Origin of the sequence: Streptomyces sp. CoH27, from assembly GCF_020181035.1 — a bacterium.
Taxonomy (GTDB): Bacteria; Actinomycetota; Actinomycetes; order Streptomycetales; family Streptomycetaceae; genus Streptomyces; species Streptomyces camelliae.
Window position 1 is genome coordinate 69,072 of sequence record NZ_JAIQYY010000016.1, and the last position, 8,471, is coordinate 77,542.

General features: G+C 70.5%; 8 protein-coding genes. 1 reads left to right on the forward strand and 7 read right to left on the reverse strand.

Annotated elements, in window-relative coordinates; translation table 11 throughout:
* Window positions 1-54 precede the first annotated feature (54 nt).
* Window positions 55-501 (forward strand): DUF2550 domain-containing protein, encoded by a 447-nt coding sequence (locus LE548_RS26720; RefSeq protein WP_225099507.1) that lies wholly within the window; start codon window positions 55-57, stop codon window positions 499-501.
* A gap of 5 nt (window positions 502-506) precedes the next feature.
* Here the strand turns inward: LE548_RS26720 and LE548_RS26725 are convergent, their stop codons facing one another.
* The 7 genes from LE548_RS26725 to LE548_RS26755 form a co-directional block, all read right to left on the reverse strand.
* Window positions 507-2,333 carry a glycoside hydrolase family 18 chitinase gene (locus LE548_RS26725; protein WP_225099508.1) on the reverse strand — a complete coding sequence of 609 codons (1,827 nt, stop codon included), beginning with the start codon at window positions 2,331-2,333 and terminating at the stop codon, window positions 507-509.
* A gap of 206 nt (window positions 2,334-2,539) precedes the next feature.
* Window positions 2,540-3,622 carry an HAD family hydrolase gene (locus tag LE548_RS26730; RefSeq protein ID WP_225099509.1) on the reverse strand — a complete coding sequence of 361 codons (1,083 nt, stop codon included), beginning with the start codon at window positions 3,620-3,622 and terminating at the stop codon, window positions 2,540-2,542.
* Window positions 3,622-4,599: a 3-oxoacyl-[acyl-carrier-protein] synthase III C-terminal domain-containing protein gene (locus LE548_RS26735; protein WP_225099510.1), complete on the reverse strand. Its 978-nt coding sequence runs from the start codon at window positions 4,597-4,599 to the stop codon at window positions 3,622-3,624. The genes LE548_RS26730 and LE548_RS26735 overlap by 1 nt, the downstream gene beginning before the upstream one ends.
* Window positions 4,596-5,696: an acyl-CoA dehydrogenase family protein gene (locus LE548_RS26740; RefSeq protein WP_225099511.1), complete on the reverse strand. Its 1,101-nt coding sequence runs from the start codon at window positions 5,694-5,696 to the stop codon at window positions 4,596-4,598. The genes LE548_RS26735 and LE548_RS26740 overlap by 4 nt, the downstream gene beginning before the upstream one ends.
* On the reverse strand, window positions 5,689-5,964 hold the full coding sequence (locus tag LE548_RS26745) for an acyl carrier protein (RefSeq protein WP_225099512.1): 276 nt from the start codon (window positions 5,962-5,964) through the stop codon (window positions 5,689-5,691). The genes LE548_RS26740 and LE548_RS26745 overlap by 8 nt, the downstream gene beginning before the upstream one ends.
* A gap of 12 nt (window positions 5,965-5,976) precedes the next feature.
* Window positions 5,977-6,642 (reverse strand): O-methyltransferase, encoded by a 666-nt coding sequence (locus LE548_RS26750; protein ID WP_225099513.1) that lies wholly within the window; start codon window positions 6,640-6,642, stop codon window positions 5,977-5,979.
* A complete protein-coding gene (locus tag LE548_RS26755) occupies window positions 6,642-7,541 on the reverse strand; it encodes a 3-hydroxyacyl-CoA dehydrogenase family protein (protein WP_225099514.1) in 900 nt (299 codons plus the stop codon). Before LE548_RS26755 ends, LE548_RS26750 begins: the two co-directional genes overlap by 1 nt.
* Between the last annotated feature and the right edge of the window lie 930 nt (window positions 7,542-8,471).

An 8,471-nucleotide genomic window follows, 5' to 3' on the forward strand; every position in this document is an offset into this window, starting at 1 on the left:
AGATGTGGGTGTTTTTTCCGTTCCATTACCTAGGAGACGAGGAGGTCGGTGTCGATGGTCCTCGCTCTGACTGTGGTCGCGATCGTGGTCGCGCTCGTGGTGGTGGGACTGTTCCTGTTCGGGCTGCGCCGCAGACTGATCCAGCGCTCCGGTGGCACCTTCGACTGTTCCCTGCGCTGGGACGTGGCCGAGAAACCGGACGCGAACGGCAAGGGCTGGTCCTACGGCGTCGCCCGCTACAACGGCGACCGCATCGAGTGGTACCGCGTCTTCTCCTACGCCGTCCGCCCGCGCCGCACCCTGGAGCGCGCCGCCATCGAGGTGGCCGGGCGCCGGCTCCCCGAGGGCGAGGAGGAGCTGGCGCTGCTCTCCGACGCGGTGGTCCTCGCCTGTACGCATCGGGGCACGCGCCTTGAACTCGCCATGAGCGAAGACGCGCTGACCGGATTCCTCGCGTGGCTGGAGGCAGCCCCGCCCGGTCAGCGCGTCAACGTCGCTTAGGGCATCTACAGGTTGCTGCTGATGGCGTTCACCAGTTCACCGTTGCTGGTGTCGCCGCTGAACTCCCAGAAGAACGCGCCGCCGAGCCCCTGGGACTTGGCCCAGCTCATCTTCCCGGCGATGGTCGACGGGGTGTCGTACGACCACCAGTTGCTGCCGCAGTGCGCGTACGCGGTGCCCGCGACGGTGCCGGTGACCGGGCAGGACGTCTTGAGGACCTTGTAGTCCTCGATGCCCTGCTCGTACGTGCCCGCCGCCGGGCCCGTGGCCGTGCCGCCCGGGGCGTCCTGGGTGACACCGGTCCAGCCGCGGCCGTAGAAGCCGATGCCGATGAGCAGCTTGGACGCGGGGACGCCGATCGACTTGTACTTGGCGATCGCGTCGGCCGTGTCGAAGCCGGCCTTCGGGATGCCTGAGTACGAGGTGAGCGGGGAGTGCGGGGCGGTCGGGCCCTGCGCGTCCCAGGCGCCGAAGAAGTCGTACGACATCACGTTGTACCAGTTGACGTAACTCGCGGCGCCGGCGTAGTCGGCGGTCTCGATCTTGCCGCCGGCCGAGCCGTCGGCGGTGACCGCGGCCGTGACCAGCTTGCCGCTGCCGAACTTGGCGCGCAGCGCGGCCATCACGTTCTTGAAGGCCGCGGCCCCGCTGGTGTCGCAGGACAGCCCGCAGGCGTTCGGGTACTCCCAGTCGATGTCGATGCCGTCGAAGACGTCGGCCCAGCGCGGGTCGTTGACCAGGTTGTAGCAGGAGTCGGCGAACGCGGTGGGGTTGGCCGCTGCCTGGGCGAAGCCGCCGGACCAGGTCCAGCCGCCGAAGGACCACAGCACCTTCAGGTTCGGGTACTTGGCCTTCAGCTCGCGCAGCTGGTTGAAGTTGCCGGCCAGCGGCTGGTCCCAGGTGTCCGCGACGCCGCTGACCGACTGGTCGGCGGTGAACGTCTTCTGGTAGTCGGCGTAGGCGTCACCGATCGCGCACTGGCCGTTCGTCACGTTGCCGAAGGCGTAGTTGATGTGCGTGATCTTCGCGGCGGAGCCGGACGTCACCAGGTTCTTGACCTGGTAGTTGCGGCCGTAGATGCCCCACTCGGTGAAGTAGCCGAGCTTGACCTTGTCGCCGGTGCTCGGGGGAGTGGTGCCGCCGCCGGTGGTGTGGACGGCGACGGCACCGCTGACCGGGCCGGTCTGGCCGGCGGTGTCGCGGGCCTGGACGGTGTAGGAGTAGTCGGTGCCGGCGGTCAGGCCGGTGTCGGTGTACGAGGTGGCCGTCACGGTGGAGACGACCTTGCCGTCGCGCAGGACGTCGTAGTTCTTGACGCCCTTGTCGTCGGTGGCCGCGCCCCAGCTGAGCTGCACCGAGGTGTCGGTGATGTTCGAGGCGGCCGGAGTGCCGGGGGCGCTCGGCGGGTTGTCACCGGGGACCGTCGTACCACCGTCGCAACTGCCGCCGTTGAGGGTGCAGTTGGACGGTGATCCCGGGCCCGCGCCGTTGAAGCCGAAGGAGACCGAGGCACCCGGGGCGATGGTGCCGTTGTAGGACTTGTTCTTGGCGGTCCAGTGGGTGCCGGAGCTGGTGACGTCCGCGTCCCAGGCGGAGGTGACCGACGTACCGGAGGGGTAGTCCCACTCGACGGTCCAGGAACTGATGCTGCTGGTACCGGTGTTCTTGATGGTCCACTGGCCGCCGAAGCCGGTGCCCCAGTCGCTCGTCTTGGTGAAGCTCGCGGTCGCGGCGGTCGTCGCGGCCTGGGCGTGACCGGCGAGTCCGGCGAGTCCGGCCAGGGGGAGGAGCAGGGTCGCGAACCCCGCCGCGGCTCGGTGTCTGAAGCGCATGGTGCGCCTCCCTTGTGAGGGGGTGGGTGTCAGGGGCATGACTGAGCCTTCACGCCCGGAGTGCTGCGAGCGTAGAAAGGTCTGGACCATCGGTCAATAGGTCTGGACCACTTGGCTGTTGCCCGCAACGCACGACGGCTGGACCCCGAGCCGGGATCCAGCCGTCGTTGACACCGTGGTGGCCTGCCGTGCGCAGGAGGCGGGCGTCAGACGGCCTCCGGCTGCCATGCCATCAGGTCCCCGTCCGCCGCGAACAGCCGGGGAGCGAGCACCTTCAGATGGGCCGGCGGCTGCCGGCGCGCGGGCACCAGAGCCAGGGTCCGGATCCCGTCGCCCTCCGCCTGCTCGCCGTCCTCGAATCCCGCGAACCGGTAGGCGATCTCCATCATCCGATTGCGCTCGGTGCGCCGGAAGGCGGCCGTCAGCCCGGTGCCCGCCAGGGCCGCCTCGTCGGTGAGCCAGCGCAGCAGGGCCGCGCCGACGCCGAAGGACACCACACGGCAGGAGGTGGCGAGCAGCTTGATGTGGAAGGCCTCCGGCCGCCGCTCCAGCAGGATCACCCCGATGGCACCGTGCGGGCCGAACCGGTCCGTGAGCGAGGTGACCAGCACCTCGTGCCGTTCGTCCGTGAGCAGGGCGCGCAGTGTCTCGTCCGAGTAGTGCACCCCGGTCGCGTTCATCTGGCTGGTGCGCAGTGTGAGTTCCTCCACCCGCGCGATGTCCTCCTCGCTCGCCCGGTGGATGGTCAGCTCCAGGCCGAGCGTGCGCAGGAACTCCTCGTCCGTGCCGGTGTGTTCGGACCGCTCGGTCTCCCGACGGAAGCCCGCCTGGTACATCCGCCGGCGGTTGCGGGCGTCCGCCGTCACCATCGCCGGCGAGAAGTCCGGCCTGGCCGGCAGCTCCAGAACGTCCTCGGCGGTGTAGCAGCGGACCTCGGGCAGATGGTGGGCGACCTCCGCACGTTCGGCCGGCTGGTCGTCGACGAACGCGATGGTCGTCAGGGCGAAGTTCAACCGGTCGGCGATCGCGCGCACGGACGCCGACTTCGGGCCCCAGTTGATCTGCGGCAGCACGAAGTACTCCGCGAGGCCGAGCTTCTCCAGCCGCTCCCAGGCGTGGTCGTGGTCGTTCCGGCTGGCGACGGACTGCAGGATGCCCCGGGCGTCCAGTTCGCGCACCACCGCACGCACCGCCGCAGGCACGTCCACCTCGCCGTCCTCCAGCAGAGTGCCCTGCCACAGGGTGTTGTCCAGATCCCAGACCAGGCACTTGACGGTCGGCTGCTGCATCACACCTCCCACAGGGTCACCGTCCACGCCGCGACCGGACTGTTGCTGAGCACCAGCACATACGCACCCCGCTCCAGCTCGCCGAGGGCGAGCAGCCGGTCCAGGTTCAGCACCACGTCCATCGGGCCGAGGTGCCCGTAGTCGGCGAGGTGCGTCGCGCACACCGGGTGGATCGGCAGGCCCAGGCTGACCCGGTAGAAGTCGAACGCGCTCGCGGTGACGTTCTGCATCAGGGTGGCCGCCACGTCCGCCTTGGTGATGCCGGCGTCGGCCAGCACCTCGTCGACCATGCGGTCCAGCCGCTTACGGCTGTGCATGGCCAGCTCGAAGGAGTACCGGTCGTTGTCGGCGCACTCCTCGTGCCACTCGGACCACGGCCGTGCCTTGTAGTCCACCCGGAACAGGTCGTGGAAGGAGCTGTCGGCCTCCATGCGGTGCGCGCGCAGCACGGGGCGGCCGCCGCGCACCAGGGTCATGGCGAAGGCGCCGTCCCCGATCACGGTGACGGGCCGGCGCACTCGGTCGGCGGCGGTGGGGCGGCTGCCGTAGGTGAGGAGCACGCTCCGGCGGCCCGGGTCGCCGAGCAGCAGATCGCGGGCCAGTCCCCAGGCGGCCGAGGAACCGGCGCAGCCCAGGCCGTCCACCGTGAACGGGAAGACGCCCGTCAGCCCGGCCAGATGGGCAATCTTGCCCGCGTCGGAGCCGATCAGCACATCCGGGGCGCGGGAGGCGATGTGCACCATCAGGTCCGGGCTGTTCGGCAGTGCGGCGAGCAGTTCCCGGCAGGCGCGCGCGGCCAGTTCGGTGGGCTCGGTGTCCGGGAAGACGCCCACCGTCTTCACCCCGGCCTGCTCGGCGAACTTCAGCTCCTCCTCGCTGAGCCGGGACAGCTCGGGCAGGTCGACGACGGCGGTGCGGTCCTCGGGCAGCAGACAGTGCACCGCGCCGATGCCGATCTCGTCGGGTCCGTTGGTCATGCCGCGTCCTCCAGCGCTCGCTCCGCGAGGATGAGCTGGCAGAGCTCCTCGCTGCCTTCGATGATCTGCATCAGCTTGGCGTCCCGGTACGCACGGGCCACCGTCTCGCCGTCCCGGGCGCCGGCGGAGGCGAGGACCTGTACGGCCGTGGCGGCGGCCCGTGCCGCTCCGCCCGCGGCGACGTGCTTGGCGAGCACGGCGGCGGTCGACAGGTCCGGGGCGTGGCTGTCCCAGCGGTCGGAGGCGTCCTCGCAGACCCGGGTCGCCGTCTGCTCGGCCACGTACAGCTCGGCCAGATGCCGGGCGACCAGCTGGTGCTGCGCCAGCGGCTTGCCGAACTGCTCCCGGTCGCGGGCGTGGGCCGCGGCCGCCCGCAGACAGGCGCGGATGATGCCGACGCAGCCCCAGGCCACGGACATCCGCCCGGAGGTGAGGGCGATGGTGGTGAGCAGGCCGAGGGGCAGACCGGTTCCGGACAGCACACTGGAGGCGGGCAGGCGTACGTCGTCCAGGAGGACGTCGGCGTGCCCGGCCGCGCGGCAGCCGAGGGCGTCGCGCACCGGGCGCAGGCCGACCCCGGGGGCCCGCGTCGGGACGAGTACGGCCGCGGCACCGTCCCGGTAGCGGCCGAAGACGACCACGACATCGGCGTAGGCGGCGGCGGTGGACCACACCTTGTGGCCGGTGACGACCACGCTGTCGCCGTCGTCCTTGACCGTGGTGGCGATCGCCGACAGGTCGCTGCCCGCCTGGGGTTCGCTGAAGGCCACGGCGGCCAGTTCGCCCCCGGTGAGCCGGGCCAGCTCGCGGGAGCGCTGCTCGCGGGTGCCGAACCGCTGGACGGTCCAGGCGGCCATGCCCTGGGAGGTCATCACGCTCCGCAGTGAGCTGCACAGACTGCCCGCGTGGGCGGTCAGTTCGCCGCCCTCCCGGCTGGAGAGCCCGCGTCCGCCGTACTCCCGGGGCACCTGGGCGCACAGCACACCGGCGGCCCCGAGCTCCCGCAGGACCGGCTCCGGGATGGCCCCCTCGGTGTCCCAGGCCGCGGCCCGGTCACCGATCGCCGCGGTGACGAGTGCGGCCGGCTCCTCACTCACCGCTGCCGGCCAGGCGCAGCACGAGGGCGGTCATGGTCCGCACCGTGCGGAAGTTGTCGATCCGCAGGTCGGGGCCCTCCACGGCGACGCCGAAGGTCTTCTCGATGTGCACCACCAGCTCCATCGCGAACATGGAGGACACGCCGCCGGTGTCGAACAGGTCGGTGTCGGCGTCCCACGAGGTCCGGGTGTGCTCCTCAAGGAAACGCGTGAGGTCGGCCGCCACCTGCTCTGCGGTGATCCCGCGGTCCGTTGTGGACTCGCTCATGTCCTGTTCCTCTCAGGGTTTCTTGTGGGCCAGGGTGAGGCCGTCCGCCACGGCCAGCAGGGAGATGTCCACGCGGTCGTCGTCGCGCAGCCGGGCGTTGAGTTCGCGGATGGCCCGGGTGTCCGCGTCCTGGGCGGTCGGGTCGGTGACCCGTCCGAAGAACAGCGTGTTGTCGAGGACCAGCAGACCGCCCGGGCGCAGCAGCGTCAGGCACTGCTCGTAGTAGCGCGGGTAGTTGGCCTTGTCCGCGTCGATGAAGGCCAGGTCGAAGCTGCCGGTGCCGTGCTCGGCCGTGAGCCGGTCGAGGCTCTCGGCGGCGTCGGCGAGCCTGAGGTCGATCCGGCCGGCCACGTCGGCGCGCTGCCAGTAGCGGGCCGCGATGCGGGTCCAGCGCTCGGCGTTGTCCAGGGTGACCAGGGTGCCGTCCGGGGGCAGGGCGCGGGCCATGCACAGGCTGCTGTAGCCGGTGAAGGTGCCGATCTCCAGAACGCTGCGGGCGCCGGTGAGCCGGACCAGCAGGGCGAGGAACTGGGCCTCCTCGGGATGCACGAGCATCGCCTGGAGCATCGGCATCCCGGCGGTCTCCGCGCGCAGGTCGCGCAGCACGTCGTCGTCGCGCAGCGAGACCTCGCGCACGTAGGCGTGCAGCCGCTCGTCCAGGGTGAGCTGACCGGCCATCAGGACCGCACGCCCGCGGTGTACGTGTAGAAGCCGCGGCCGCTCTTACGGCCGTGCTCGCCGTCCCGCACCTTGCGCAGCAGCAGCTCGCAGGGGCGGCAGCCCTCGTCGCCGGTGCGCCGGTGCAGCACCCACAGGGAGTCCACGAGATTGTCCAGGCCGATCAGGTCGGCGGTGCGCAGCGGGCCGGTGCGGTGGCCGAGGCAGTCCTGCATCAGGGTGTCCACGTCCTCGGCGGTGGCCTGCTCCGACTCCACGATGCGGGCCGCGTCGTTGATCATCCGGTGCAGCAGCCGGCTGGTGACGAAGCCCGGTGCGTCGGCGACGTGCACCCCCTTGCGCCCCAGGGCGCCGAGCAGCCGGGCCACGCCGTCCAGCGCCGGCTGTCCGGTGCGCGGGCCGCGGACGACCTCCACGGTGCCGATCAGATAGGAGGGGTTCATGAAGTGGACCCCGATGAGCTTCTCGGGGTGGGGGATCCGGTCGGCCAGCTCGTCCACCGGGATGGAGGAGGTGTTGGTGACCAGCACGGTACCCGGGCCGGTGAGCCGGTCGATCTCGACGAGCGCCGCGGCCTTGGTCTCGGCGTCCTCGGTGACCGCCTCGATCACCGCGTCCGCCCCCTGGCAGTCGGCGACCGCGGCGGTGACCGTCAGCCCGCCCGGCGCGTCGGCGGGGCGCACCCCCATGAGCTGGGCCGTACGCAGCTCGTGCTCGATCCTCGTCCGGGCGCCGGCCCGTCGGGCGGGGTCCGTCTCGACGAGGACCACATCCACGCCCCTGCCGAGTGCCAGCGTCGTGATGCTGACTCCCATCACTCCGGCTCCCAGTACGGCAAGCCGCACTGCCGGCTGTTGTTCTGTCACCGCGCGTACCTCCCCCACCCCTCGGGTGGGCATCGATGGGTCGTTCGCTCGGGCAATTGGTCTGGACTGGAGTTCGTCCGCCGGTTCCGGTCGCGCCCGGGGCGGCCGGACGCGGAATCCGGAGGGATCACCGGGAAGCGGCGGAACACGGGCCGCCGCCGCGTGGCCGGCCCGGACCGCTCGGGCCGGCGGCCGGAAAGCCGCGGCATGCGGCGGGCGGGTTTTACGCGTGGTCCGGTGGGGAATGCGGCGGGCCGGCCGATGGCCGGATCTGTTGCACTAAAGCGCCACGGTCCTCCCCCTGGATCATCCGCACAGCGACCGTAACACCATAGGTCGCTCCTCGGGCAGGTCGCAATTGGCGGCCGCGGCCGGTGACGGGTGAGCGGTCGCGGTCGGTGTCGTCGGCACCTTGTGCCGCTCGAAGACGGGTTCCGAGATGTCGGATTTCTCGGGCAATGGACGGGGATTAACGAGGGTTAAGCGGCTGTCCGAAGATTTTCGGTGTGGCGTGAAAGCATCGCCGCGGCCGTGCGGCCGAGGGGTCGAAGGTGAACTCCGTTCAGCCCTTGCGTGGCCTGTGACCTGGCCGAATTCGGCTGCTTCGAGGACGGCGGAGGGGAGTGTTCCGGAAACCGGCACCCTTGCCCGCCGTGAATCGGAGGTGTTACGGTCCAGTGGAAGTGAAGATCGAACGGGGGATCGATGTATCGCGTGATTCAGTCTGGTTGAAATTTCTCCTATGTAGCGCGCCCACCCTTCGCGTGTCTCTTTCCGCGAGGCAGTCCGGTGGGGTGCTGTTGCCTGCCCTATTGCGGCCCCTACTTGCCTCTATTCACGGCCTCCCGCATTTCTTTCCAAGAATTCAGGAAGTGTTTCTCGCGCTCAGGCGGGCGTAACCGAATCCGGTGTCGCGCGGCGCGAGGACGGTAGCCACAAGCCATTCGGACAAGGCGAAGGTCA

Excerpts from the sequence above, each read along its gene's own strand:
- LE548_RS26735 (WP_225099510.1), bottom strand. The coding sequence starts at position 4,599 with ATGACCAACGGACCCGACGAGATCGGCATCGGCGCGGTGCACTGTCTG.
- LE548_RS26750 (WP_225099513.1), bottom strand. The coding sequence starts at position 6,642 with ATGGCCGGTCAGCTCACCCTGGACGAGCGGCTGCACGCCTACGTGCGC.
- LE548_RS26745 (WP_225099512.1), bottom strand. The coding sequence starts at position 5,964 with ATGAGCGAGTCCACAACGGACCGCGGGATCACCGCAGAGCAGGTGGCG.
- LE548_RS26730 (WP_225099509.1), bottom strand. The coding sequence starts at position 3,622 with ATGCAGCAGCCGACCGTCAAGTGCCTGGTCTGGGATCTGGACAACACC.
- LE548_RS26755 (WP_225099514.1), bottom strand. The coding sequence starts at position 7,541 with ATGCCCACCCGAGGGGTGGGGGAGGTACGCGCGGTGACAGAACAACAG.
- LE548_RS26725 (WP_225099508.1), bottom strand. The coding sequence starts at position 2,333 with ATGCGCTTCAGACACCGAGCCGCGGCGGGGTTCGCGACCCTGCTCCTC.
- LE548_RS26720 (WP_225099507.1), top strand. The coding sequence starts at position 55 with ATGGTCCTCGCTCTGACTGTGGTCGCGATCGTGGTCGCGCTCGTGGTG.